The organism is Actinomadura harenae (genome assembly GCF_003696215.1).
Taxonomy (GTDB): Bacteria; Actinomycetota; Actinomycetes; order Streptosporangiales; family Streptosporangiaceae; genus Spirillospora; species Spirillospora harenae.
In genome coordinates this window covers 1-26,116 of record NZ_RFFG01000011.1, presented here as the reverse complement: position 1 = coordinate 26,116, position 26,116 = coordinate 1, and the positions used below count along the sequence as shown (strand labels likewise).

Below are 26,116 nucleotides of genomic sequence, written 5' to 3'. Positions count from 1 at the left end.
TCCCGCGGCCGCCTCCTCTACGGGGCCAGGGGAATCCTCAGGACGAGGCGCGCACCGGCCCTCGCACCGGCGGCGACCAGCGTGCCCTCGTGCGCGTGCGCGATGTCGCGCGAGATCGGCAGCCCCAGACCCGAGCCGCCCGTGTCGCGTTTGCGGCCCTCGGCGAGCCGCTGGAACCGCTGGAAGACCCGCTCGCGGTCGGCGGGCGGGATGCCGTCCCCGTCGTCCGCCACGGTCAGGACGGCGTCGGGCCCCTGCCGCTCGACGGTGATGCCGACGCTCGTCCGCGCGTGCCGGACGGCGTTGTCGAGCAGGTTGGTGATCAGGCGGAGGAGGGGCCCGCGGGCGCCGAGGACGACCACGCCCGGCTCGGCGTCGACGTCCACCGGGACGCGCCGGGGCCGCGCCCCCTCCTGCCGGGCCAGGTCGCCGAGGTCCACGGGCTCGCGGTCCAGCGGGACGCCCGCGTCCAGCTTGGCCAGCAGGAGCAGGTCGGTGACGATCCGCTGGAGCCGGTCGGCGTCGTTCAGCGCGTGCCGGGCGACCGAGGGCCAGTCCTCGTCCTCGGGGTGCTCCAGCGCGACCTCGAGCTGGGCGCGCAGGCCGGTGAGGGGGCTGCGGAGCTCGTGCGAGACGTCCCCGACGAACTGCCGCTGCCGCGTGACGTTCTGCTCCAGCCGGTGCAGGGTCAGGTTGACCGACGAGGCGAGCTGCGCGATCTCGTCGTGCGTCTCCGGGACGGTCACCCGCCGCGGCCGTCCCTGCCCCGACCCGGTCACCTCGGCGAGCTCGCCGCTCATCCGCCGGACGGGCCGCAGCGCGCGCCGGACGGCCAGCCAGACCGAGACGGCGATGAGGCCGAGCCCGAGCGGCACGGCGAGCACCAGCAGGAACGTGAAGTACTCGCGTGACTGGACGAAGCCGGGCATGGAGACGCCCGCGTAGAGCACGCGCCCGCCGCCCGGCGTGTCCGCGTGCGAGGCCACCACGAACACCTGTTCCTTGCCGAGGGTGCCCGTCCTGCTGGGCGTCGGGTGCCCGGCGTCCGGGCGCAGGTCGCTGATCGGCGGACGGCCGCTCGCGGCGGGGCTGGACGCGCGGACGCGCCCCTGGTCGTCCAGGACCTGGAGCAGCGGGAACTCGGCGTCGCCGGGACGCAGCGCGCCGTCCCCCTGCGGGTCGGTGGCGCGGACGGTGTCGGCGAGCACGCCCACGGCGGTCCGGCCCCGCTCGCGCAGCGACTGGAAGACGGCGTTCCGGAGCGTGACGTAGAAGCCGGCCGCGCCCGCGATCAGCAGCACCCCGACCACCAGGGTCGTGACCACCGTCACCCGGGTGCGCAGCGACCAGGGACCCGGCGGCCAGCGCCCCGACATCGTTCGCGTCCTCCCCCGTCGCAGCTCCATGCGGCATGAAACCGCCCGAAGGCCCACGCTGGAGGTTGCGGCGGCCGGATTCCACCACCGGGGGCCGGGGCTGGCCGTACCGGGAAGATCCGCTTACGCAATCTTGTGCGGCGGCGGGGACACGCGCGCCGGAGGAGGTGGTTTCCCGGCTCCGACCTGGGAAGACGTGCCGGTGGCCGGGACGGGCCGTGCCAACGCCGTCCCGGCCACCGCGCGCCCGCCGTCAGAGCGCCCCGAACGGCGGGGAGGCCCTGCCCAGGACCCGGCTTCGCGCAGTTCCATCCTGACCAGGATTCCCTACAAAGTCAACTGATTTTATAGGGAATCGGAATCGATGTCCGCGCGGGCCGGAGCCTCCCACCCCTGGGGTCCCGTCCCGCGCGAACACCGCCTTCGGAGCCGCCGACCGCCTGCCCGTACCGCGCCGAGGAGGTTCCGCCGGGGAGGGCGGGCGATCGCCGAACCACTCCCCACTCTGCCCCGTCCACGTGCACTGCCCGCTACATCCAGATGACGATCACGTTTCGCGGTTCCGTGCGGATGGGGCACCATGTGGGGCCGGACCTCCGGTGAACGATCCGGACCAGAGCGACGAAGGGCCCCAGGGACGGCATGGACCAACACGAGCGCCGGCCGCCCCACGCCCCGCGCGGCCGGCCGGACCCGGCGGACGCCCCGGCGTCCCCGCTCGAGCCGTCCGACCCGCGGGCCGTCGGCGCGTACGCGCTCCTCGGACGCCTCGGCGCGGGCGGCATGGGCACCGTCTACCTGGGCGTCGAACCGAACTCCGGCGCCCGCGTCGCGGTCAAGGTCATGCGCCCGCACCTCACCGACGACCCCCGCTTCCTGCGCCGCTTCCGGGACGAGGCCCTCCTCGCCGGACGCGTCGCCTCGTTCTGCACGGCCCGCGTCCTCGCCCACGGCGAGGAGCACGGACGCCCCTACATCGTCAGCGAGTACGTCGACGGGATCACCCTCCAGCAGCGGATCACCTCCGGCGGCCCGCTGCCCGCCGCCGACCTGCACGGCGTCGCCGTCGGCGTCGCCACGGCGCTGGCCGCCATCCACGCCGCCGGGCTCGTCCACCGCGACCTCAAGCCCGCGAACGTGATGCTCACGCTGTCCGGCTGCCGCGTCATCGACTTCGGCATCGCCGGGACGCAGGGGTCGCCGGGCTCGGTCAGCACGTCCGGGACCGTCCTCGGCACACCCGGCTGGATGCCCCCCGAGATCCTCGCGGGCGGCACGGTCTCCCCTGCCGCCGACGTGTTCACCTGGGGCTGCCTCGTCGCGTACGCGGGCACCGGCCGCCTGCCCTTCGGCGAGGGCACGGCCCCCGAGATCGCCCTCCGCACCGCCCAGGACGCGCCCGACCTCGCCGGACTGCCCCCGCAGCTCCTCCCCGCCGTCCGCTCGGCGCTCTCCAAGAACCCGCAGGACAGGCCCCCGGCGTCCGAACTGCTGATGTCGCTGGTCGAGCAGACCCCCTCCGCGCCGTCCAACGGGAAGGACCGGACCGAGATCTTCGGCGCCGTCCCGGCCGTCGCGCACGCGCACGAGGACGACCCGGCCGCGCACACCCAGGCCTTCAACGCCGTCCACGGCGACGCCCGCACACAGACGTTCGACGCCGTCCAGGACAACGCGCACACTCAGGCGTTCGACCCCGTCCACCACAGCGCGCACACGCAGGGGTTCGGGTCGTCACCAACGGCGTCCGCGCCCTCGCACATGAGAACGCGCGTCCTCATCGGAGTCGGCGCCGCCGCCGCGACCGTCCTCGCGGGCGCCCTGGCCCTCGGCCTCACCGACAAGAGCGACGCCGCCCCGCCGCCCAAGCCGTCACCGACCGCGTCCACCCCCGCGCCCGGACCGCCCGCGCCCACGGCGAAGCCGAAACCCAAGCCCAAACCGAAACCGAAGCCCAAACACGGAAAGAAGCGCGGCCACAAGAAGCACCACGGCCACTGAGACCGGAAGCCGGAAAGCTCAGGTGCGCCAGATCAGGATCAGCGCGCAGTCGTCGTCCCGCTCGGCGGCCATGAGCTCGACCAGCTCGCGCGCGCCCTTCCGGAACCCGTTCGGGACGAGCCGCTCCGCCTCGCCGAGCAGCCGGTCGATCCCGGCGTCCAGGTCGCTGCCCGGCGACTCGACCAGGCCGTCGGTGTAGAGGAGCAGCGCGTCCCCGGCGCCGAGCTGCCCGCGCTCCGGGACGGCCGCGAGGTCCGGGATCACCCCGAGGACGACGCCCTTCGCCGGGCTCACCTGCCACGTCCCGCTGCTCGCGTCGAACTGCACGGCCGGCGGATGCCCGGCCGACTCGACCGTGTACTCGCCCGTCGCCAGGTCGATCACCACATGGACGGCGGTGACGAACCCCTCGTCCCACTGCTGCCGGTGCAGGTAGCTGTTGCACGCGGGCAGGAACCCCGCCGTCGGGACGGACCCCAGCAGCCCGCCGAACGCGCCGGACAGCATCAGCGCCCGCGTGCCCGCGTCCGTCCCCTTGCCCGACACGTCCACCAGCGCGACCTCGAGCACGCCGTCGTGCAGCGCCGACACGACGAAGTCGCCCCCGAAGGACGACCCGCCCGCCTGGAGCATGACGACCTGCGCGTCCCAGCCCGCGGGCAGCTTCGGCATCTCGCCCTGGCTGCGCAGCCGGTCGCGCAGCTCCAGCAGCATCGAGTCGCCGCGCAGCCCCATCACGCCGAGCTGCTGCCGCGTCCGCGCCAGCGTCACCGCGAGGAGGGACGTCACCCCGAGCGTCGCGACGATCCCGGGCCCGGTGTTGCTCGGCGCCTTCCACGCGTCGTAGCAGACCATCAGCGCGACGACCCCGAGCAGCACGCCCAGGGTCCGCACGCGCAGCATCAGCCCGCCGCCGAGCAGCGTGAGCACCAGCGCCCCGGACGGCGACCACCGCTGCGACTCCACCGCCCCGAACCCGAGGACGATGGCGAGCAGGGCCAGGCTCGCGAACAGGTACCGGTCCCGCGACTGCGTGCCCCGCCGCAGCCACCTGTACAGCGCCACGAGCACGGGGATCCTTCGCAGGAACGCGCGTACTCGCGGCGGAAGCAGGTGCACCAGACGTTGAAGCATGACGTGGGCACTGTACCGAGCATCGGCACGAACGGCCCGCCTTCCGCGCCCGCCGTGACGGATCGCGACGGCGCGGCGACCCACGATGACCACACCCGAGCCCGCCCGCCCCTTGCCTTTCGGCCCGCCCGCCCCCGGGCCGTCCGGCCCTTGCGGCGCACCCCGCCCGCAGGTGTCCAATGGGTGAACGACCGACGACAGGAGACCGCCATGTCCCAGCCCAGCATGCGCATCACCGTCGACGCCGCCGTCCGCGCCCGCGACGTCTCCCGGCCCGTCCCCGAGGGCGCCCCGCAGCCCCCGGCGCCCGCCCCCGCCGACCCGCCCCGCCAGTCCCGCGCCGCCAAGAACGAACGCCGCCGCCTGGAGAAGCGAGGCCTCCGCCCCACCGCCTGAGGCCCGGCCTCCAGAGGGGGCCTGTCCGGGGGACGCTCCGGTGCCGGGAGTTCCTTGAACTCCAGATGGCGAACACTTATCGTGTCCGTCCAGCAACCGTACGCATTCGCTTGGAGTGAGCGCCCACGCGGGCACATCCGCGTGCGGTGCCTCCTCTGGACCCTGGGACGGCGGAAGTGCCACCACTCGACGGCGCCGGCGGGGGCTACCTCGCATCGGCCGCCACCTCCGAGGAACAGATCAAGGCCGCGCGTGACCTGTGGCACTGGACGTACCACCTGGAGAACGGCCTGCCCGTGAACGCGCCGGGCCGTGTCGCCGGATTCGCCCAGGACGCCGACCACCTGATCGTGACCGACACGTCGACGGGCGCGGTCGTGGGAACCTGCCAGCTGTTCGAGGAAGGGGTCGTCGAGCAGAGGTTCCTGCTCGGCCTTCCCCGGTCGGTGACCTCGTCGATGATCCAGCTCGGACGTTTCTGCGTCGATCCCGGGCATCGCAGCGGCGCGGTGTTCGGCCTCCTGGCGGCCGAGGTCGGACGGTACCTGGTGCGCAGCGGCCACCGCTACGTCGTCGGCTGCCTCAACGTCTTCCTGCCCGAGGGACACGACGCCGCCCTCAACATGTGGGAACTCGCCGTCCGCGACCACGCGCCGCCCGAGGGCCTGAGCGCGGAGCCGCGCGTCCCGTGGGACGTGCCGCGCGACCTGGCCGCCGCACCGAGCTACCGCGCCCTTCCTCCTCTGGCCCGCTTCTACCTGCGGTGCGGTGTATGGATCCTGGGCGATCCGGCCTACGTGAAGGAGGTCGACTCCGTCTGCTTCTGCTTCCTGGTGGACACGGACAACGCGGCCCCCCTGCTCTACCGGTGCTACTTCCCCGACGGACGTGGTGACCGCGCCGTCCGCCCCGCCGACGGCGCCACGAGCGTCGGCCGAGCCTGAGGAGCGGCAGATGGCGAACACGGACGGACTGCGGATCGAGGACCTGGCCCGTCCGGTGTTCTCTCCCGACGCGCAACGCGTCCTCGACAGGCTCGCCGAGGACGCGCCCGCGCACGCCTTCGAACCCGAGCGGCTCATGCGGGCCGCCGTCGAGACGGCCTCGGCGGCCCACGGACGCCGCCTGGACGACTTCGGCGACCCGCGCTTCACCGAACCGCTGGGGATCGTCTGCCAGGACCTGAACGCCGAACCGGCCCTCACGGGCTACGGGCGGACCCAGTTCCACCGCGAGTTCACGCGGATGCTGGTCCAGCGGCTGCGCCTTCAGGACCTGCTGCGTCGCCATCCCGAGATCCACGACGTCCGGATCCGGCAGCCGATCATCATCGTCGGTCTGCCCCGCAGCGGCACCACCCACCTGAACAACCTGCTCGCCAGCGATCCGCGCCTGCGGCACCTGCCGCTCTGGGAGGCGATCGAGCCGATCCCGGCCCCGGGCGACGCTCCCGGTGCGGCGCTGGACGCCATGACCAGGCGCGGACGCCACCGGGACATGGTCACGCCCCATCTCAGGAAGATGATCGACGTCGCACCGACCGACGCCCACGAGGACGCCGAACTGCTGTGCCTCTCGTTCGCCTCGGGCCTGATGGAGATGCGCGCGCCGATGCCGGGATACCTGGAGTGGTACTCCGGGACCGACCTGCGCTTCGCCTACGAGCACCTGCGCACCACGTTGAAGGCGCTCACCTGGCTGCGGGGAGGGCGGCGCTGGCTGTTGAAGTCTCCGCACCACCTGGACCATCTGCCGGAGCTGAAGAACGTCTTCCCGGACGCCGTAGTGGTGTTCACCCACCGCGACCCGGCGCCGGCGGCGGCGTCCCTGGCCACGATGAACGCGTACATGATGCGGCGCAGGCTCTACCCGGTCGACCTTGGGGCGGTGGGACGCCACTGGAGGCGGCGCATCGAGGAGCTGCTGCGGAAGATGCAGGAGCACCGCGCGCTGTTCGCGGACGAGCAGTCGGTCGACGTGGTCTTCCACCGCTACATGGCCGACAACCTCGCGACCGCCCACGACATCTACCGGGTCGCCGGGCAGCCCTTCACGCCCCAGACCCGGGCCGCACTGCGGGCCTACCTGGACGGACACGTCCGCCACCGGCACGGCCGGATCGACTACCGGCTGAGCGACTTCTCCCTGGACCCCACGGAGTTGCGCGTCGGCCTGTCCTCCTACACGACCCGGTTCGGCGTCCAGGAGGAGCCGATCCGGTAGCGCCCCCGACTCCGAGGGCGCCGCGGGTCAGCCGATGATGACGGGAAGCCGGTCGAGCCCACGCCCCGCCACGCCGGGAGAGTAGTCGAGGGGCCCGGCGTCCAGCACCGGATCCCGTGCGATCAGCCGACCGAGACATGCCTGGATCTCCAGCCTGGCCAGGGCCGCGCCGGAGCAGAAATGGATGCCGGACCCGAAGGTCAGGTGGCGGGGCACGGTGCCGCCGTAGCGGGTCAGATCCAGCAGGTCCGGGTCGGTGAACGCCGCGGGGTCACGGTTGGCCGCACCGACCAGCAGGATGACCACCTCCCCTTCGGTGATCCGGGTCGACTCGAGTTCCATGTCCTCCAGGGCCACCCGCCACAGCAGGTGTGTGGGCGAGTCGAAGCGCATGAGCTCCTCGACCGCCTCCGGCAGGACCTCCGGGTGGCGCTTCAGCCATGCCATCCGGTCGGGATGGCGCAGGAGCGCCAGCGTGCTGTTGGCGATCGCATGGATCGTCGTCTCGTGGCCCGCGACGAACAGCAAGCGGCAGGTCGCCAGCAGTTCGTCCTCGTTCAGGGCGCCCTCCTCGTCGCGGGCCCTGATCAGGTCGCCCAGCGGATCCGGCAGATCGGCCCCACCCGCCCTGGGGGCCGGGACGGCACCGGCGCGCCTGTCCGCGATCAGACCCCGGAAGTACCCGGCGAACCCCGCGCGGGCCTCCAGCATCCGGGGGCGCAGATCGACGGGTTGCAGGGGAAGCGGGTCCAGTGCGCGAATGCACGCCTCCGACCAGGCGGCCAGCCGGTCATGGTCGGCGGCCGGAACTCCGAGCAGCTCACCGATGGCCCTGGTCGCGAGCGGGCGCGCCAGGGCGTCCAGGAGGTCGACCCGTCCGGAGACGCCCTCGACGACGTCGCGGGCGAGTTCCTCGATCCAGGGACGCATCCGCTCCACGGCCCGGGGCGTGAACGCCTTGCCCGCCAGCCGCCGGAGCCGGGTGTGGTCCGGCGGGTCCTGCATCATGAAGTTCAGGCCCTTGGCGGCCTCCGCCTCCGGAGCCGGCCCCCCTGTGCGCGCCCAACGCCCGAACCGCGGATCGCGCAGTACCTGCGTGCACACGCTGTAGGACGCCGTCACCCACGGGCCGGACGGCGTCCGCCGCAAGGGCCCCGAGGCCGAGAACCTCCGGTAGTGGGGATACGGATCGGCCTTGAACGCGGGGTCGAACGGGTCGAACCCGAGGAAGCCGACCGGGTCCGCCCGACGGGCCACGGGCGTCGTCGGAACGCGGTCTTCGGTGTCCGTCACTGGCGCGCCTTTCGCGGCTGGGTTCGCACGGCGGGCGACGGCGGCCTGGGAACGCGGCGTTCCCGGGTCCCGGACCATCCCGTCGTGATTGGCTACTCACTGTATTTGCACAACTACCCAAATGCGCAACGGTTGGGCCACCGGCCGTTCCACGACCGAGGAGCGTGTCATCGACATGAAGCCGCATGCGCCGCCGCAACCGGCCCTGGCCAGGGGCGACGACCAGGACATGGCGGTCCGGTGGCGGCGGGAGGTGTTCGCCGACGACCTGAGGGGGCGCGCCGCCACGGCGCCGGACGCGCCCGTGTACGTCGGGCACCGGCGGGGCGAGACGGTCACGGTCACCTTCGGCGAGCTGGCCGGGCGGGTGGAGCGGCTGGCGGCGGCGCTGCAGGCGCGGGACGTCGGGCGGGGGCGGGCCGTGGTCTTCCGGCTCCCGAACGAGTGGGAGACGGCCGCCCTGTGGCTGGCGTGCGGACGCGTCGGAGCGGTGGCCGCCGCGGTGCCGCCGTGGTTCGGGCGACGCGAGCTGGACCTCGTCCTCGGCGCGGTCACGCCCGCGCTGCTGGTGACCGAGGACGGGAAGCCCTGCAGTGGGCGGACGGCCCGGGACCTCCCGGCCGAGCCCGTCGCTCTGGGCGGGTTGCTCGCGGAGGCGGCCGCCGGGGCCCGGCCGGTGGAGCCGATGCCGCCCGTCCACGCGGACGAGGTGTGCCAGCTGGCCTTCACCTCGGGGACCACGGGACGTCCCAGGGCGGTGGTGCACACCTTCAACACCCGGTACGCGGCCCTGTGCGCGGCCGTGCGGCAGATACCGCCCGGGGTGGCGACCGCCGCGATCGCCGACCTGACCCACACCGTGGGGTTGATGTTCAACACGCTCGCGCCGCTGGCGACCGGACGGCCCTCGGTCTTCAGCGCCGACGACGCCCCGGAGACCTGGCTCGGCCTGCTCGCGGCGCAGCGGGTGGGATGCCTGGTGTCCACTCCGCCGGTCCTTCGGGATCTCGTCGCCGCCGCGGCGCGCGGCGGGCACGCCTTCCCGGACCTTCGCCAGGTCGTCAGCCTGGGCGCGCCGATCCCCCCGCGGCTCGCCGGACGCCTGCGCGCGGTGCTGGCCCCGCGGCTGGTCAACGCCTTCGGAACGACCGAGACCGGCATGCTCGCGGCGACCTCGCCCGGCGAGGACGTGGCCGAGGAGACGCTCGGCCGCCCGATCGAGGGCGTCCGGATCCGCCTGCGCCCCCGGGACGCCGGCCCGTCCGGCGACGGCGGGCACCTCCAGGTGCGGACGCCGGGTCTGTGCCGCCGCGTCATCGACCTGCGGACGCGGGAGGAGGTGTGGTCCGCGGAGGCCGGCGACGGCTGGTACGACACCGGTGACCTGGTGGAACGGGACGCGCAGGGCCGCCTTCGCCACCTCGGCCGCGCGTCCGGCCGGGTCGGCGGCGACAGCATGATCCCCGTCGCCGAGGTCGAGGACGAGCTCCTGGAGCACCCCGCGGTCGCCGACGCGGCGATCGTCGCCGTCGACGACGCCCAGGGACACGAGGTCGCCTGCGCGGTGATCGTCGCGGACGGCACCGCGCCCTCGCTGGACGACCTCCGCGTCCACCTCCGTGCCCGGGGCATGACCGAGGTGTACCTGCCCGAACGCGTCGCGGTGATGGCGGGCCTCCCCCGCACCGCCCTGGGCAAGCTGCACCGGTCCGAGATCCAGCGCCGGGTCACCGGCGGGAGCGTGCCGCGCGAGAGCCGCGCCTTTCCCCCACCGAGGGCGATCGACGCCGCCGACGCCGAGCGTGTGGAGGCCATGGCGCGGTTCCTGGCCGGGCACACGACCGCCGAGGCCCTCCGGGCCGTGCTGCCGCCCGGCACGCGGCACACCGCCGTCGACGATGTCCTCGCGCGGGATCTCGAGCTCGACCACGGGGCGCTGCTGCTCTTTCCCACCGCTGTCGACGCGGCCGTGGCCGAGTTGGCCGCGCGGGGCATGACGGTGTCGGATCCCATTCCCAGCACGGTGGTCCGGGACCGGCTGGCGGCACGCTACGGGCGTCCACCTCAGGACCTGGCGGTGACGATCGTCCAGGCCGCGCCCGCGGAGGACGCGCACCGGTCGCTGGAGCTGTTCCTGCTTCCCACCGGCCCCGGGGACGACGCGATCAGGGCGGACGAGCAGGCGGGTCGGCACGAGGCGCACCTGGCGTTCCGCGTCGCCGCACCGGCGGGCCACCGGCTGGACGCGGTCTACGCCGCCCTGGCCGGCGCCGCCGGGCTCACGGCCGACGGCGGCGGCTTCAACCCGCACCACGGACGGACCGGACGCACCGTCCTGTACTTCCGGGGGCCCGGACGGCTTCCGCGTCCGTTCGCCTGGCCGCGCCGCCTGGAGATCATCGCCGAGGGGCACCATCCGGACCTGCTGCGCCGCCACCTCGGCGAGCCGGAGGTCCGGCGCGGGGAGGGATCATGATCGAGGTGATCGGGGCGGGCCTGGGCCGGACCGGCACCTACTCGCTGAGGACGGCCCTCGAGGTCCTGGGCTTCGGGCCCTGCCACCACATGGCGTCGCTGGGCGAGGATCCGGCGGTGCTCCAGCGCTGGGAGCGCCTGCTGGACGGCGGCCCTGAGCGGTGGGAAGACCTGTTCGCGGGTTTCGGCTCCGTCGTGGACTGGCCGGCCTGCGCCTACTGGGAGGAGCTCGCCGACACGTTCACCGGCGCCAGGGTCATCCTGACGACGCGTCCTGCCGACCGCTGGTACGACAGCGTCGCCCAGACCATCTACAAGTCGTGCGGTCCGCCGCCGCCGAACCTGGACGGGCTGCTCATGCGGCTCGAGGACCGGCTCGACCCCTGGCTTCGCCGCCGTCGCCGCGTGGCGCGGACCGTCATCTGGGACGACACGTTCCAGGGCCGCTTCACCGACCGCGAGCACGCCATCGCCACCTTCCACCGCCACAATCGGCGGGTGCGGGAGCACATCGCGGCCGATCGCCTGCTGGAGTTCGACGTCGCGGAGGGATGGGAGCCGCTGTGCGCCTTCCTCGGCGTCCCGGTGCCCGATGAGCCCTTCCCGCATCTGAACAGAGCGGCGGCGTTCCAGGACGGGCTCGCCCGGCGCAGGCGTCGGATCCTCACGAGGCGGACGGCGGAGAAGTCCGCCGGCAGCGCCGTCCGCTGAGGCCGGGAGAAGGCAGGAGAACGCGAGTGCCGACGGGCCGAGGGGGCTCGGGCCGTCGGCACTCGTCAGGGGTCAGGACTCGCGCGGGAGCGGGGGGAGGTCGCCGGTGCGCTCGAACTCGCTCAGCATCGTGATGCGGCGGGTGTGACGCGGCTCCTTGGAGTACGGGGTGGCCAGGAACAGCTCGACGAAGCGGGTGGCGTCCTCGACGCTGTACTGGCGGGCGCCGAGGCTGATGATGTTCGCGTCGTTGTGCTCGCGGGCCAGGCGCGCGGTGTCGTCGCTGAAGACCAGGGCCGCGCGGGCGCCCTGGATCTTGTTGGCGGCGATGGCCTCGCCGTTGCCCGAACCGCCGATGACGATGCCCAGGGAACCGGGCTCGGCGACGGTCCGCTGGGCGGCACGCAGCACGAACGGCGGGTAGTCGTCCACCGCGTCGTAGACGAAGGCGCCGCAGTCGACGGGCTCGTGGCCGTTGTTCTTCAGCCAGTCGACCAGGTGCTCTTTCAGTTCGTACCCGGCATGGTCGCTTCCAAGAAACACGCGCATGCGCCGATTCTCGCAGGTCGTGAACGATCTTGAGACGGCGGCGAGGGGTTTAGGCCGGCGGGGACGGCGGTCCACCGGGCCGGGGCTCCGCGGGGGTCTCGTCCGCGGGGGCGGGCGCAGGCTGCGCGGGGGCGGGCGCGGGCTGCGGGACCTGCGCGGGCGGTCCCGGCGGCGGGACGTTGGGGGCCCACTGCGGGTAGCCGGGCGGGGCGTACTGGGCGGCGGCGGACGGCGCCTGCGGGTGAACCGCCGGCGGACCGGCGGCCCCCTGCGGAGCGGCGGGGCCCTGCGGCGACGTCGCCGGACGCGGCCGGTAGGACCGCAGGACGAGGACGGCCACCATCGCGCCCAGACCGGCCACCCACCCGAACCAGAGGCCGAACTGGGCGCCGTAGCCCGCCTGCTGCCAGATGGCGTAGTCGGCCATCTCCGAACGGAGGCCGGAGTTGAACGAGCTCGTCGGGTAGATGGCGTCGCTGTAGAGGACGCCGCGGACGATGCCGCTGAGGCCGGCGGCGACGAGGGTGGCCCACCAGCCGAGGACGAGGGCCGAGAACAGGCCGCGCTCGGAGCTGAGGGCCCGCGCGGCGCCGAAGACGATCGCGCCGAGGAGGAGCAGGAAGAGGAAGGTCGAGACGTCGTGGGCGAAGACCACGTCGCCGGCGGGGCCGCTCAGGCTGCCGCCCCGCCCGGTGACGCGCCACGCCGGGGCCTGGGCGATCAGGAGCATCGGCCCCATGCCGCGGTTCATGTTGACGTCGTGCTCCACCAGCGCGTCGGCGACCCACTGGTTCCCGACGACCAGGACATAAAGGACGGTCGGCACGAGCGCGCCGACCGCCACGACGAGCATCCGCCGGACGGTCATGCGCGCACTGTAACCCCGATCACTCCGGCACGGCAGGGCTTTTCGGGCGTGGATCCGTGCCGGTTCAGGCCGGTTCAGTCCGGCTCAGGTCGGCTCAGGCCGGGTAGCGGAAGTCCGGGTCGACCTGCTTCTCCAGGGCCGCGACGGTCGCGGCGTCCGGCCTGCTCCGGGCGTACCGGAGGTGGAACTCGACGGCCTGGCGGTGGTAGCCCGGCCAGTCCTTGCGGCGGGCGTCGACGGCGGCGAGCATCCAGTCGAGCGCGGCCTCGTTGGCCGACTCCAGGCGCATCCCCTGCCGTCCCTGCTCGAGCGCGCGGACGGCGGCGGACTGCCCGACCCAGGTGAGCAGGTCGTCGCCGACCTCCTCCCGCAGGAAGGCGATGTCGCCGTCGCCCTGGATCTTGTTGCCGACGACGGTGAGGGCGACGCCGTGGTCGGCGGCGTACCGCTTGTACTGGCGGTAGACGGCGACGCCCTTGCGGGTGGGCTCGGCCACCAGGAACATCAGGTCGAAGCGGGTGAACAGGCCGGACGCGAACGTGTCGGCGCCCGCCGTCATGTCGACGACGGCGTACTCGCCCGGGCCGTCCACGAGGTGGTTGAGGTAGAGCTCGACCGCGCCGGTCTTGGAGTGGTAGCAGGAGACGCCGAGGTCCTTGTCGGTGAACCGGCCGGTGACCAGCAGGGTCGCGCCGTCCACCTCCTGTCCGAGGGCGTGCACCGGGTCGTCCCCGGCGAGGGTCAGCAGGCGCGAGCCGGAGCCGGGCGGGGTGGTCTTGACCATCGCGGACGGCCCGGGGATCCGCCAGTTCCGGCCGCGCAGGTGGGTCCTGATCTCCGGGAGGCGGTCGCCGAGCGCCGGGATCTTGGCGGCGACCTCCTCGTCCAGGCCGAGCGCGGCCCCGAGGTGCTGGTTGATGTCGGCGTCCACCGCGACCACGGGCAGGGCCCTCGCGGTGAGATGCCGGATGAACAGCGAGGACAGGGTGGTCTTGCCGCTGCCCCCCTTGCCGACGAACGCTACCTTCACGAATGCCCCCGAAACGGATATGAAAACCGTTGCCATTTGTGGAGAGCCGAGTCTGCTGCAGCGGAGATCGGGAGGCAAGGATCTCCGGGACCCTCCGCAGGTCACACCCGCGACACCCGCGCAACCTGTTGCCCGAAACACGGGTGAACATCCCCTTTCGGGTATTGCAAATCCCTTGCAACTGCGTAGATTTGGTCACAGCGGTCACTATGCGAGAAGGGCGGAACCGGATGGGTGAGAGCGGCGTCGGAGTGCGGCGCTCGCTCGGCGCGGGCGAGTGGGGACGACTCGGCGGAATGGCCGCCTTCGTCCTCGGGCTGCACGTCGTCGGGTGGGGGATCCTGCTCCTGCTGGTGCTGCCCGGCCACTACCGGCTCGGGGACGGCAAGCTCTTCGGCATCGGCGTCGGCCTGACCGCGTACACGCTCGGCATGCGGCACGCGTTCGACGCCGACCACCTCGCCGCGATCGACAACACCACCCGGAAGATGATGAACGAGGGCAAGCGCCCGCTGTCCATCGGCTTCTGGTTCTCGCTCGGCCACTCCTCGGTGGTGTTCGTCTCCTGCGTCCTGCTCGGGCTCGGCGTGAAGGCCCTGGCCAACGGAATCTCGGACGAGAACTCCGGCCTGCACCAGGTCACCGGGACGATCGGCCCGACCGTGTCCGGCACCTTCCTGGCCGCGATCGCCGCCATCAACCTGGTGATCCTCGTCGGGATCGTCAAGGTGTTCCGGCGGATGAAGGCCGGCGAGTACGACGAGGCCGCGCTGGAGGAGCAGCTCAACAACCGCGGGTTCATGAACCGCATCCTCGGCCGGTTCACCAAGCTGATCACCAAACCGTGGCAGATGTACCCGCTCGGCTTCCTGTTCGGGCTCGGCTTCGACACCGCCTCGGAGATCGCGCTCCTCGCGCTCGCCGGGAGCGCGGCGGCGGGCGCCGGACTGCCCTGGTACGCGGCGCTGTGCCTGCCGATCATCTTCGCCGCGGGCATGTCCCTGTGGGACACCATCGACGGCACGTTCATGAACTTCGCCTACGGCTGGGCGTTCTCCAACCCCGTCCGCAAGGTCTTCTACAACATCACCCTGACCGGCGTCTCGGTCGTGTTCGCCTTCGTCATCGGCGGCACCGAGCTGCTCCAGGTCCTCCAGGACCGGGCCGGGCTCACCGGCGGCTTCTGGGACTGGATCGCCAAGCTCGACCTGAACATCGCCGGGTTCGTCGTCACCGGGCTGCTGATCGTCCTCTGGGGTGGCGCGATGCTCTACTGGAAGCTCGGCCGGGTGGAGCAGCGCTGGTCCGCGGGCCTCGCCGACGGCGCCGACGAACCCGCCCGCTCCGGCGCCTGACTCCGCGTGTGACCTCGCGCGCGTGCGCGTCCGCCCCGCGCGCGAGGTCAGCGGGCGTACGTCAGTCGAAGATGGGGTCGCGGGTGCGGGTGCGCTTGAGCTCGTAGAAGCCGTCCACCGACGCGACCGCGAGGACGCCGTCGAACAGCCTCAGCGCCTGCTCGCCGCGCGGGATCGGGGTGACGACGGGGCCGAAGAACGCGTGCCCGTCGATCTCGATGACCGGGGTGCCGACCTCCTGGCCGACGCGGTCGATGCCGTCCTTGTGGGACGCGCGGACGGCCGGGTCGAGCGAGGTGTCGTCCGCGGCGTCCGCCAGCTCCGGGTCCAGGCCCGCGGCGGTCAGCGCCTCGCGGAACAGCTCCGGGCTCCACTCGCGGCGCTCGTTGTGGCGGCGCGTTCCGAGCTCGGTGTAGAGGCGTCCGAGCGCCTCGGCGCCGTACCGCTCCTCGGCGGCGATCGCGATCCGCACCGGGCCCCAGCCGCGCTCGATCATCTCCTTGTAGCTCTCCGGGACGTCCTTGTCCTCGTTGAGGACGGACAGGCTCATCACGTGCCAGCGGACGTCGAGATCGCGGTGCTCCGCCACCTCGTGGATCCACCGCGACGTGATCCACGCCCACGGGCACAAGGGGTCGAACCAGAAGTCGACGCGCTGGGACATCGTCACCCTCCTCGGGGCAGATCAGAACTTTCTAGCGGCAACCCGGCGCCGTCCGCCCGAATTCCCGCGGAACGCGGCGGGACGGACCGGTCGCGGCGTCCCGACCAGCGTAGAGGCGGCCGGCACCCGCCGTTCAGGCCGACCACCCGGCACGGACTCCCGCGCGAGTCCGGCCGGAGCCCGGCCCCCCGCCCGGCCGGAAGCGCCACTCACGGCGACCGGGACGACGCGTTCCGCCACGAAGCGGCACGACCCGCCCTCACGCCGGCGCGACGTCCGCGGAACAGGGGCGGTGCCGTCGACGCGGGAAGCCCCCCGGCATTGGTAGACATGGGGGTGACAGGGTTCTTTGACGACCAAGGAGTACACGTGGCAGGCAACCTCACGCGCGACGAGGCGCGGGCACGGGCGCGGCTGCTCACCGTCGAGTCGTACGAGGTGGAGCTCGACCTGACGACCGGCGACGAGCGGTTCGGCTCGACCACCGTGATCCGGTTCGGCTGCGCCGAACCGGGCGCCTCGACCTTCGTCGACCTGCACGGCGGGGTCGTGCACGAGGTGACGCTGAACGGCCGGGCGCTCGACCCGGCGTCCTACGACGCGGAGAAGGGCCGCATCCCGCTGCCGGAGCTCGCCGCCGACAACGAGCTCAGGGTCGTGGCGGACGCGACGTACTCCCGCTCCGGCGAGGGCCTGCACCGCTTCGTCGACCCGGTCGACCGGTCCGTCTACCTGTACACGCAGTTCGAGACGGCCGACGCGCACCGGATGTTCACCTGCTTCGACCAGCCGGACCTCAAGGCGACGCACGAGTTCACGATCACCGCCCCCGAGGACTGGGAGGTCGTGTCCAACGAGGCCCCCGACAAGGTCGAGGGCCGGGTCCGGCACTACCCGAAGACGCCGCCCATCTCCACCTACATCACCGCGCTCGTCGCCGGCCCGTACCACGTCGTCCGGGACGAGTACCGGCGCGCGGACGGCTCGGTCATCCCGCTCGGCGTGTTCTGCCGCGCGTCGCTCGCCGAGCACCTGGACGCCGACGCGATCGTCGACGTGACCCGCCAGGGCTTCGCGTTCTTCGAGGACGTCTTCGGCCGCCCGTACCCGTTCGCCAAGTACGACCAGCTGTTCGTGCCGGAGTTCAACGCGGGCGCGATGGAGAACGCGGGCTGCGTCACCTTCCTGGAGGACTACGTCTTCCGGTCGCGGGTCACCGACGCCGCCTACGAGCGCCGCGCCGAGACGATCCTGCACGAGATGGCGCACATGTGGTTCGGCGACCTCGTCACCATGCGCTGGTGGGACGACCTGTGGCTGAACGAGTCGTTCGCGACGTTCATGAGCGTCCTGTGCCAGTCCGAGGCCACCAAGTGGACGGGCGCCTGGACGACGTTCGCGAACCTGGAGAAGGCCTGGGCGTACCGGCAGGACCAGCTGCCGTCCACGCACCCGATCTCGGCCGACATCCCCGACATCCGCGCGGTGGAGGTCAACTTCGACGGCATCACCTACGCGAAGGGCGCGAGCGTCCTGAAGCAGCTGGTGGCCTACGTCGGGCGCGACAACTTCCTCGAGGGCGTCCGGCACTACTTCGACCGGCACGCGTGGGGCAACACCGTCCTCCCGGACCTGCTCGGCGCGCTGGAGGAGACCTCCGGCCGCGAGCTGACGTCCTGGTCGAAGGAGTGGCTCGAGACGGCGGGCGTCAACACGATGCGCCCGGTGTACGAGCTCGACGCGGACGGCAACTTCACCTCGTTCGCCGTCCAGCAGGAGGCCAAGGCCGACTACCCGACGCTGCGCTCGCACCGCCTCGCGATCGGCCTGTACGACCGGACGCCGGACGGCATCGTCCGCCGCCGCCGGGTCGAGCTGGACGTCGTGGGCGCGCGCACCGAGGTGCCCGAGCTCGTCGGCGACAAGCGGCCCGACCTGATCCTCGTCAACGACGACGACCTGACCTACACCAAGGTCCGGCTCGACGACCACTCGCTGCAGACCCTCGTCGACGGCATCGGCGAGATCAAGGACAGCCTGCCGCGCGCCCTGTGCTGGTCGGCCGCGTGGGACATGACCCGCGACGCCGAGATGTCGACGCGCGACTACGTCCGGCTCGTCGTGTCCGGGATCCGCGGCGTCACCGACATCATGGTCACCCAGACCCTGCTGCGGCAGGCGCGCACGGCGGTCCAGCAGTACGCGGACCCGGCGTGGCGTCCCGAGGGCCTGCGCCTGATGGCCGACGCCCTGTACGACCTCGCCCGCGAGGCCGCGCCCGGCTCGGACTTCCAGCTGGCCTACGTCCAGGCGTTCACCGCGGTCGCGACCTCGGCGGAGCACCTGGCGTACGTCCGGGGCCTGCTCGACGGCACCGAGATCCTGGACGGCCTCACCGTCGACACCGAGCTGCGCTGGACGCTCCTGCGCCGCCTGGTCTCCACCGGCGAGGCGGGCCAGGACGCGCTGGACGCCGAGGTCAAGCGCGACCCGACCGCCGCGGGCGAGCGGCACGCCGCCGCCGGCGCCGCGTCGATCCCGACCGCCGAGGCCAAGGCCGCCGCCTGGGACACCATCGTCTCCGGCACGCTGCCCAACGCCGTCTTCCGCGCCACCATCGGCGGCTTCGTCGACCCCGACCAGACCGAGCTGCTCGTCCCGTACGTGGACAGGTACTTCGCCGAGGTCGGCCGGATCTGGAAGGAGTGGTCGAGCGACACGTCCCAGACGTTCGCGGAGGTCGGCTACCCGTTCCTCGTGATCGACCAGGACACGGTCGACCGCACCGAGGCGTACATCGCGGACGAGAACCCCCCGTCCGCCCTCGTCCGCCTCCTGTCCGAGGGCCGCGACGGCATCACCCGCGCCCTCAACGCCCGCGCCAAGGACGCCACCACCTCCTGACCCACGCGCCGAACAAGGCCGCCCGGCATCCCGCCGGGCGGCCTTTCTCGTGTTCATCCGGTCCGCTCCCGCAGTGGCCCAATGTCCTGGGCCTAAGCTGTCAGGCACACTGAGAGTAGTCAGGTTTCACAAACACCCTGCATTCGGTCGACCACGCTGCGAAACCTCGGGCATGTCGAACGAAGGCGGTGAAGGGCGATGGGAGCCGCAATGGCGGCAGTCTCACCGATGGAGCTGCCCAACCGGGCCTACACCATCCACGACATGGTCGAGCTCAACTCCGAACGCTGGCCGCGATACGAGGTGCTGGACGGGATCCTCGTCGTGAGTCCGGCCCCCAGTTCGGATCACCAGATTCTCAGCGACAACCTCCAGACCCTGCTCACCCTCCAGGCCCCGTCCGGCGAGACGGTCATCTCCGCGTCCAACCTGCGCCTGCACGCCGACGAACGCGGGACGGTCCCCGACCTGATCGTGCTGTACCCGGAGGTCGAGACGGCCCGCCGCACCTGGTTCGAGGCGGACGAGGTCCTGGCCGTGGTGGAGGTCGTGTCTCCCGGCAACCGCACCCACGACCGCGTGACGAAGACCGCCATCTACGCGGAGGCGGGCATCCCCTACTACCTGCGCACCGAACTCGCCCCCTTCCAGGGCCAGGGGAGCTGCCACCTGCCGGTCATCCTCGTCCAGAAGCTCGACCGGGACGGATACCAGGAGGTCGAACGCCTCTCGTCCGGTGCCGTCGGCTCACTGGCACGGCCCTTCCCCCTGAAGGTCGACCCCGCCTCGCTCCTCGACCCCCGCTGGCAGCGCTCCCTCTACGCAGGCTGAGGACGCGCCGGAGCAGGCTTCTCGACAGGACACTCCACGACGAGAAGGCCGCCCGGCATCCCGCCGGGCGGCCTTTTCGGTCTAGTCGTAGACGTAGGTGTGGGTGGACCTGTTGATCATCGGTCCGCGGCCTTCGCGTTGGCGGCGGATGGCGTAGGTGCCGGGGGCGATGCCGGAGGCGCCGTGCTCGGGGTGCATCAGGTGGACGGGCCGGTCGGCCCGCAGGACGCCGAGGGCGAGTCCGTCGCGGTCGTGGAGGTCCTCGGTCCAGCGGCAGGAGAGCGGCTCGGCGACGAGGGTGTGCGGGTTGCCGCCCGCGCCGCCGCGCAGCACCTCCACGCCGTCCGGCGGGACGGGGCGCCAGCGCGCGCGGTCCTCGACGGTGACGGCGTCCGCGAGGTCGGCGAGCGGGACGACGATCAGGTCGCCCTGGGCCTGGAGGCCGTCGAGGACGGGGATCGCGGCGTCCATCTCGAGGTGGTCGAGGACGTCGAGTCCGGTCTGCCGGGTGAGGTCGGACAGGGTCAGGGTCATGGGCATCACCGTGAGGGTGTCAGGTCCGGCGCTGGAGCCGGGCGTACTGGTCGGAGTCGAGGCCGTAGGTCCAGGCGGCGGCCGCGAGGGGGTCGGGGAGGTCGAACGGGACGGTCAGGCCGTACCGGCGGCGGGTGCCGTCGCGTTCGACGGACCCGTTGACGGTGAGGAGCAGCCGGGCGGGCCCTCCCCAGGTGTTGCCGGGCAGGTCGAACAGGCACAGCTCGGAGCCGGGGTTGCCGGGGTCCGGGGCGCTGCCGACGAGCCGTAGCCCGGCGAGCTCGGTGTAGGCGTCCCAGCCGAGGCGCTCGATGGCGCAGCGGCGGATCTCGACGTTGGGCTCGGCGGCGATGCGCTCCGGGGTCGGGTCGGTGATGACCCACTCCGGGACGCGCGTGCCGTTCACCGCGTGAAAGCCCCAGCCGTCGGCGTACCGGACGGCCTGCCCGTCCACGCTGTGCGGACGCCGTCCGCCGTCGGGCGCGGAGTCGGTGCGGACGTCCACGGGACGCTCGGACACCACGCACTCCTCGTCGCCCGGCCACCACCAGCCGCAGGAGCGCGCGACCGCCGCCCACACGTCGAGCTGCTCCGAGTCCTCGGGGCGGAGGCGCAGCAGGCCGGTGCGCCGCCAGACGTCGTACGCGCCCGCCTTGTGGACGCCGTGCTGGCCGTAGCAGGCGTATCCGGACGGGTCCCCGGCCTCCGCGTTCAGCAGGGCGCGGAGCGGCATGAGGAGCGAGTCCCGGACGGTCCGGGTCAGCGCGGGGAGCAGGGCCTCGGACACGACGAACGCCGCGTCCGCGCCCTCCCGGACGGCCTGCTCCGGCGCGTCCGTCCGCCAGCGCTCGAAGTGGAAGTAGCCGTGGACCCGCCGCCGCCGCGCGATCACGTCGCCGACGCGGAGGTCCAGCCTCGCGTGGAGGGCGGCGATGAGGCTGGCGGCCGGCCAGCCGTCATGGCGGTCCGGGAGGGCGTCGAAGCGGGGCGGGGGCATCGGCCGGGTGGTGGCCCCGGCGGTCGGGGCGGCGGCCGGGGACGGGACCCAGACGAAGCGGGGCGCGGGTCTTCGGACGCGGGCGTACAGCTCGGAGATGGCCGCTTCGGCGGCCGGACGGTCCGCGGGGAGGGCGGAGAGGCCCTCGTCGATCCACTCGTCGCGGATCCGGGTCGCCAGCCGCACCGTCTCGAGTGCGTCCCGGCGGGCGTCGGCCGCGGTTCTCAGGGCGCCGCGCGTGCGCGGCGTGGGGTGCGTCATCGCACCGGGGCGTCAGGCCCCTTTCCGTCGATCATGGGCCGATGGTGGCACGGCGGGCGCCGGGCGGGCAAGGGCCCGGCCGCCGGAGGATTCCGCCGGGCGGCGGATCGAACGGGCCGGACCGCATGGCAGAGTGACGGGGTGGAGACCGCGCGGGACGTGCTCAGGGTGTTGGCGGAGCGGCAGGCGTTCGGGGATCTGGAGGCCCTGACGACGGGTGCCCGGGGGCCGGTCGCGCCGCTGTGCGCGTTCGGGCAGCGGGTGCTCGACCTGGACGCCGAGGACTTCGGGATGCCGGAGGAGGCCGGGGAGGTCCCCAAGGACCTGCTCGACCGGGCGCGGGCGAGCCGGATGCCGCAGACCGCGAAGGAGCGCCCGCGCGGGGCGCTGGCGAGCCTGCGCCCCGCGTACCGGCTGCTGCTGGAGGTCATCGAGATCCGGTGGCGGCGGCGGGAGATGGCGCCGCTGGTCGCGGCCGTCCACATCGCGAGCGAGTACGCGCCGATGCTGGCGTGGGAGCCGGTGCTCGGGCACGCGGGCGACCCGGCGCTCATCGGACGGTCGGTGACCGGGCCGGGCAGCCGGTTCGGGGTGCCGGTCGAACCGGGGTCGGAGCGCAACTGCGACCACACCCGTCCCGAGCGGTCGGCGTGCGAGCGGACGCTGCGGGTCGCGCACGAGCCCGGGCCGGGCTGGCGCGCCTACCTGGACCGGCAGCACAGCCAGGTCGCGCGGGCGCTCGGCGACTGCGCGGCGCGCTGCCGGACGCCGTGCAGCGTGATGTCCCGGCTCGACGACGGCGTCCGGCACGACCTCACCGACCGCTGCCGCCTCGCGGCCGACTTCGCCGACAGCGCGCTGGTGCGGCTGCGGCACGCCGCGCCGGTCGGGCACGGTTTCGGGGTCCCGTCGCCCGAGGAGGTGCAGACGGCGTGGGCGCGGGCCCGGTCGTCGCTGCGGCACCATCCGCTGGGCGAGGAGGCCCTCAAGGACGAGGACACCGACGACTACCCGCTGCCGGGCATGCCGGGCCTGTTCTCGGTGATCGGCGCCACCGAGCTCACCCCTGACGACCTGCTCGGAGAGGTCTCGCGCCGCCTGCTGGCCGCCCTCGCCTAAGGCTCCGGCGGCGCGTCGGGCCGTCCGGGAGGACGGAACGGCCCGACGCGTCCGCCATAGGGATCCGCCGGTTCGGTCATTCGCCGGTCCCTGCTCCTCGCGCTGCGCGCACCAGGGCGCGGACGCCGTCGGCGACGCACCTTCCCGCCGACGAAACGTCGCATAGGACGCGTCTCCCCTGAAGGTGCCGTAAAGCATCCCCAGAGCGTCCATCTTGGCCGTGTGGACGGCGTCCCGGTCCGGGAGGTCCGGGACGGTGTTCCGGGCCCGCAGAGGGCCGCTGAGGCGGTCGGCGCGCTCCCGCTCGTCCTCCGCGCGGCCCGGGGTGCCGAGACGTCCGCCCCGGGCGGGCGGGGCGAAGGTCAGGCGTGCCAGATCTCCGGCTTGCGGTGGGCCCAGGGGCGGGCCTCCTCGAGCTGGGCGGAGAGCGAGATGAGCGTGGACTCGCCGCCGAGGCGCCCGGCGAGCATGACGCCGATGGGCAGGTCCTCGTCCGTCCAGTGGAGGGGGACGTTCACGGCGGGCTGGCCGGAGATGTTGTAGACGGAGGTGAAGGGGGTGAAGAGCTTCTGGCGCTCGAAGTTCTCCTCGGGCGTCTGGCCGTGGAAGTGGCCGAGGGGCGCCGGGGGCTGCGCCAGGGTCGGGTGCAGGACGGCGTCGTACTCGTCCAGGACGGGCAGGACGGTGCGCATCGCCGCCTGGAGGGACGCGTGGGCCGTCATCAGCTGCGCCGCGGAGGTCGCCTCGCCGCGGGCGCGCAGCCAGCGGGTGAGGGGCTGGAGGAGCTCCTCGCGGTCGGGCGCGACCGGGGTGAGCGTCGCCATCGCGGCCCACAGCGTCTCGAAGTGCGGGACGAGGCCCGCGTCCCACAGCAGCGGGACGTCCACGACCTCGTGGCCCAGCTCCTCCAGAAGCTCCGACGCCGAGTCGTAGGCGGCCCGGACGTCCGGGTGGATCTCCACGCCGGGGACGCCCGCCTCGATGCTGCGGGCGATGCGGAGGCGGCCCGGCGGGCGCCCGGCGGCCGCGAGGAAGGTCCCCTCCCCGCCGGACGGGGCGTGGAACATGTCGCCGGGACGCGGCCCCGCCATGACGTCCAGGAGGAGCGCGGCGTCCCGGACGGTGCGGGCGATCGGGCCGTTGGTGGACAGGCCGAACAGGTCCGGGACGATCGGGCCGTGCGAGATCCGGCCGCGGCTCGGCTTGATCCCGAACAGGCCGCACGCGGACGCCGGGATCCGGATCGACCCGCCGCCGTCGCTACCCTGCGCGACCGGCGCGAGACCGGACGCGACCGCGGCCGCGGCCCCGCCGGACGAGCCGCCCGCCGACCGTGAGGTGTCCCACGGAGTGCGCGCGGGGGGCGCGACGTCGTTTTCCGTATAACAGGGCAGACCGAATTCCGGGGTGTTCGTCTTGCCCAGATGGACAGATCCCGCTTCCCTCAGCCGGACGACGACGGTGTCGTCGGCGAAGCCGGTGAGGTCGGCGTGCGCGGCCGAGCCGAGCGTCATCCGGACGCCGGACACCATGTTGAGGTCCTTCACCGGGACCGGGACGCCGAGCAGCGGCGGCAGGGCCTCGGGGTCGTCCGCCGAGGCCACCAGCCTCTCGGCCGCCCGCGCCTGCTCCAGGGCGAGCTCGGGGGTGAGCGTGACGTACGCGCCGACCCGGTCGTTCAACCGCTCCGCGCGGTCGAGGTAGTGGCGGGTCAGCTCGACGGGCGAGATGTCGCGGGAACGGACGGCGGCTGCGGTCTGTTCGGCCGTGAGGTCGTGGGTATGAGTCACAGAGTCGAACGCTAGCCGCAGGCCCGGGAGGAGAATGAACCTACCCGTTCGCCGGGTTCGTGAACCGCGCGGAAACGGCGACAAAAGTATTAACCCGGCATGACTGGTCGGGGACCCGCGAACTGATTACTCTGCGCTCGGAGGATCATGATTCCGGCGCGAAAGGAACACGGAGCGTCACCTATGGCGATCACAGAACGGAGCAACGGCCAGCAGGCCCGCGGCCAGCCCGACCCGGCCGCGCAACAACGTCCGCCCGAGGGCGACCCGGCCGCCGGCCCGCCCGGGCACGGCCCGGTCGAGGAGCCCCCCGGCCCCCGCTCGTTCGGCGGGATCCTCGCCGATCCCACGATCCGGCCCTGGCTGCAGCGCGGCGTCGTCGCGCTGGTGGTCCTGGCCCTGGTGTGGGTCGCGTCCAGCCTCCTGCTGGGACTGGTCGCGGCGGCCCTCGTCGTGGTCGGGGACGTCGTCCGGCGCAACCGCACGGCCTCGACCGTCGAGGCGTGGCAGAAGGCGTCGGCCGTCGAGCGCAAGACCGAGCGGCAGCTGAGGTCCCTGGAGAAGAACGGATACCGGGTGCTGCACGCCCGGGCCGTCCCCCGCGACGACGACGGTGTCAGCGACGGGCGGATCGACCACCTGGTCATCGGCCCGAGCGGGGTGTACGCGATCGACTCCGAGGCCTGGGACAAACGGCTGCCGGTGCGGACGCTCTCCCACCGCAAGCTCTTCCACGGACCCTTCAACAAGAAGGACCGCCTGGACGAGACGGCGTGGGAGGCCGGACTGGCCAGCAAGATCATCAGTGAACAGGTCGGCTTCGAGGTGCCGGTCCAGGGCTCGGTGGCGATCTACGGGCCGTCCATCCCCTGGAAGGTGATGCGAGTCCGCGACGTGGACGTCTACGCCGGGAACCGGGCGCGGGGCTACCTGCGCCGCAGGCCGCGCATCCTGACCGTCACCGACGTGGAGCGCATCTTCGAGGCGGCGGAGGAGTCGCTGCCGCCGAAGTACCCCGACTCCGACTGACCCGCCTGGTCCCTTCTGATCTCTTCTGATCCACACGCACCGCCCGGGCGGTCCAGCCGGACCGGGCCGCCCACCAGGCTCGACGACGAGCCCCCAGGCCGCCGGACACGCGTTCCGGCCGCCACGGAGGGGCACCCCGGCGCCCGGGGTGCCGCTTCCCGCCCCCGGACGTCCCTCGAAGACCCCTCCCCGGTCCCGGGACACGCCGCCCCTCCCCCAGGCCCCACGGGCCCCTCGGCTCCTCGCCTCTCGCACGGCAGCCCCTCGCCCCGGCGGCCCCTCCCCCCGGCCGCTCCGCGCCCCCGGCGGGTGATCAGGCCGGGCACACGCAGGGCGTTGGTACGATCGGACCACACCGGCCGGCCGACCCGTTCCGCGGACCGGCGTCCGCGCGCGGCGGCCCCGTCCGACGCGTCCGGCACGCCCCCGCGCCCTGAACCGCGCAGGCGCCCCTGAACCGATCAGGCGCTCCGAAACGATCAGGCGACCCGAACGGGTTCGGGTGACCCGGCCCGCGCCGACCGGCGGCAGCGCCGCGCGACCCGCCCGCTGCCGCGGCCCGAGCCCGGCCCGCGC

Annotated in this window: 21 protein-coding genes; 11 read left to right on the top strand and 10 right to left on the bottom strand. The window is 73.2% G+C overall.

Annotation, left to right across the window (positions count from 1 at the left end; all coding sequences use genetic code 11):
* Positions 1-17: 17 nt before the first annotated feature.
* Positions 18-1,376, bottom strand: coding sequence for a sensor histidine kinase (locus EBO15_RS08300; RefSeq protein ID WP_122193743.1), 1,359 nt, complete (start codon positions 1,374-1,376; stop codon positions 18-20).
* A 642-nt stretch (positions 1,377-2,018) separates the two neighbouring features.
* On the opposite strand from EBO15_RS08300, the gene EBO15_RS08295 reads away from it, so the two are divergent.
* The gene (locus EBO15_RS08295; protein WP_122193742.1) at positions 2,019-3,377 is read left to right on the top strand and encodes a serine/threonine-protein kinase; all 1,359 of its coding nucleotides are present in this window, start codon (positions 2,019-2,021) and stop codon (positions 3,375-3,377) included.
* Positions 3,378-3,395: 18 nt separating this feature from the next.
* Here EBO15_RS08295 and EBO15_RS08290 read toward each other — a convergent pair whose 3' ends face one another.
* Positions 3,396-4,511 carry a PP2C family protein-serine/threonine phosphatase gene (locus EBO15_RS08290; RefSeq protein ID WP_122193741.1) on the bottom strand — a complete coding sequence of 372 codons (1,116 nt, stop codon included), beginning with the start codon at positions 4,509-4,511 and terminating at the stop codon, positions 3,396-3,398.
* A gap of 210 nt (positions 4,512-4,721) precedes the next feature.
* Between EBO15_RS08290 and EBO15_RS43570 the strand changes: the two genes are divergently transcribed.
* From EBO15_RS43570 to EBO15_RS08280, 3 genes are all read left to right on the top strand, one after another.
* On the top strand, positions 4,722-4,907 hold the full coding sequence (locus tag EBO15_RS43570; RefSeq protein ID WP_147481423.1) for a hypothetical protein: 186 nt from the start codon (positions 4,722-4,724) through the stop codon (positions 4,905-4,907).
* 176 nt (positions 4,908-5,083) lie between these two features.
* Positions 5,084-5,851, top strand: coding sequence for a GNAT family N-acyltransferase (locus tag EBO15_RS08285; RefSeq protein ID WP_158628161.1), 768 nt, complete (start codon positions 5,084-5,086; stop codon positions 5,849-5,851).
* Positions 5,852-5,861: 10 nt separating this feature from the next.
* Positions 5,862-7,130, top strand: a complete 1,269-nt coding sequence (locus EBO15_RS08280; protein ID WP_147481422.1) for a sulfotransferase family protein — start codon at positions 5,862-5,864, stop codon at positions 7,128-7,130.
* Positions 7,131-7,157: 27 nt separating this feature from the next.
* On the opposite strand, the gene EBO15_RS08275 is transcribed toward EBO15_RS08280, so the two are convergent.
* Positions 7,158-8,423: a cytochrome P450 gene (locus EBO15_RS08275; protein WP_158628160.1), complete on the bottom strand. Its 1,266-nt coding sequence runs from the start codon at positions 8,421-8,423 to the stop codon at positions 7,158-7,160.
* A 121-nt stretch (positions 8,424-8,544) separates the two neighbouring features.
* Between EBO15_RS08275 and EBO15_RS08270 the strand changes: the two genes are divergently transcribed.
* Positions 8,545-10,899: a class I adenylate-forming enzyme family protein gene (locus EBO15_RS08270; protein WP_122193737.1), complete on the top strand. Its 2,355-nt coding sequence runs from the start codon at positions 8,545-8,547 to the stop codon at positions 10,897-10,899.
* Positions 10,896-11,609, top strand: a complete 714-nt coding sequence (locus EBO15_RS08265; RefSeq protein WP_122193736.1) for a sulfotransferase family protein — start codon at positions 10,896-10,898, stop codon at positions 11,607-11,609. Before EBO15_RS08270 ends, EBO15_RS08265 begins: the two co-directional genes overlap by 4 nt.
* A gap of 72 nt (positions 11,610-11,681) precedes the next feature.
* Here EBO15_RS08265 and EBO15_RS08260 read toward each other — a convergent pair whose 3' ends face one another.
* The 3 genes from EBO15_RS08260 to EBO15_RS08250 form a co-directional block, all read right to left on the bottom strand.
* A complete protein-coding gene (locus EBO15_RS08260) occupies positions 11,682-12,158 on the bottom strand; it encodes a ribose-5-phosphate isomerase (RefSeq protein WP_122193735.1) in 477 nt (158 codons plus the stop codon).
* A 49-nt stretch (positions 12,159-12,207) separates the two neighbouring features.
* On the bottom strand, positions 12,208-13,026 hold the full coding sequence (locus EBO15_RS08255) for a hypothetical protein (protein WP_122193734.1): 819 nt from the start codon (positions 13,024-13,026) through the stop codon (positions 12,208-12,210).
* Between the two features lie 94 nt (positions 13,027-13,120).
* Positions 13,121-14,056, bottom strand: coding sequence for an ATP-binding protein (locus EBO15_RS08250; RefSeq protein ID WP_199744405.1), 936 nt, complete (start codon positions 14,054-14,056; stop codon positions 13,121-13,123).
* Between the two features lie 230 nt (positions 14,057-14,286).
* Between EBO15_RS08250 and nicT the strand changes: the two genes are divergently transcribed.
* Entirely contained in the window at positions 14,287-15,411 is a 1,125-nt protein-coding gene (gene nicT / locus EBO15_RS08245; protein WP_122193732.1) for a Nickel transporter NicT, read from the top strand.
* A 61-nt stretch (positions 15,412-15,472) separates the two neighbouring features.
* Here the strand turns inward: nicT and EBO15_RS08240 are convergent, their stop codons facing one another.
* Complete coding sequence (locus EBO15_RS08240) at positions 15,473-16,075, bottom strand: mycothiol-dependent nitroreductase Rv2466c family protein (RefSeq protein WP_122193731.1); 603 nt, start codon at positions 16,073-16,075, stop codon at positions 15,473-15,475.
* 369 nt (positions 16,076-16,444) lie between these two features.
* On the opposite strand from EBO15_RS08240, the gene pepN reads away from it, so the two are divergent.
* Both pepN and EBO15_RS08230 read left to right on the top strand, forming a co-directional pair.
* Complete coding sequence (gene pepN / locus EBO15_RS08235; RefSeq protein ID WP_122193730.1) at positions 16,445-18,979, top strand: aminopeptidase N; 2,535 nt, start codon at positions 16,445-16,447, stop codon at positions 18,977-18,979.
* 210 nt (positions 18,980-19,189) lie between these two features.
* The gene (locus EBO15_RS08230; protein WP_158628159.1) at positions 19,190-19,810 is read left to right on the top strand and encodes a Uma2 family endonuclease; all 621 of its coding nucleotides are present in this window, start codon (positions 19,190-19,192) and stop codon (positions 19,808-19,810) included.
* Between the two features lie 81 nt (positions 19,811-19,891).
* Here EBO15_RS08230 and EBO15_RS08225 read toward each other — a convergent pair whose 3' ends face one another.
* On the bottom strand, positions 19,892-20,344 hold the full coding sequence (locus EBO15_RS08225; protein WP_199744404.1) for a hypothetical protein: 453 nt from the start codon (positions 20,342-20,344) through the stop codon (positions 19,892-19,894).
* 19 nt (positions 20,345-20,363) lie between these two features.
* Positions 20,364-21,602 carry a DUF6745 domain-containing protein gene (locus EBO15_RS08220; protein WP_199744403.1) on the bottom strand — a complete coding sequence of 413 codons (1,239 nt, stop codon included), beginning with the start codon at positions 21,600-21,602 and terminating at the stop codon, positions 20,364-20,366.
* A gap of 141 nt (positions 21,603-21,743) precedes the next feature.
* On the opposite strand from EBO15_RS08220, the gene EBO15_RS08215 reads away from it, so the two are divergent.
* On the top strand, positions 21,744-22,721 hold the full coding sequence (locus EBO15_RS08215) for a hypothetical protein (protein ID WP_122193727.1): 978 nt from the start codon (positions 21,744-21,746) through the stop codon (positions 22,719-22,721).
* A 362-nt stretch (positions 22,722-23,083) separates the two neighbouring features.
* Here the strand turns inward: EBO15_RS08215 and EBO15_RS08210 are convergent, their stop codons facing one another.
* Complete coding sequence (locus tag EBO15_RS08210; RefSeq protein ID WP_122193726.1) at positions 23,084-24,511, bottom strand: amidase; 1,428 nt, start codon at positions 24,509-24,511, stop codon at positions 23,084-23,086.
* A gap of 183 nt (positions 24,512-24,694) precedes the next feature.
* On the opposite strand from EBO15_RS08210, the gene EBO15_RS08205 reads away from it, so the two are divergent.
* Complete coding sequence (locus tag EBO15_RS08205; RefSeq protein ID WP_122193725.1) at positions 24,695-25,540, top strand: nuclease-related domain-containing protein; 846 nt, start codon at positions 24,695-24,697, stop codon at positions 25,538-25,540.
* The last annotated feature ends 576 nt before the right edge of the window (positions 25,541-26,116 follow it).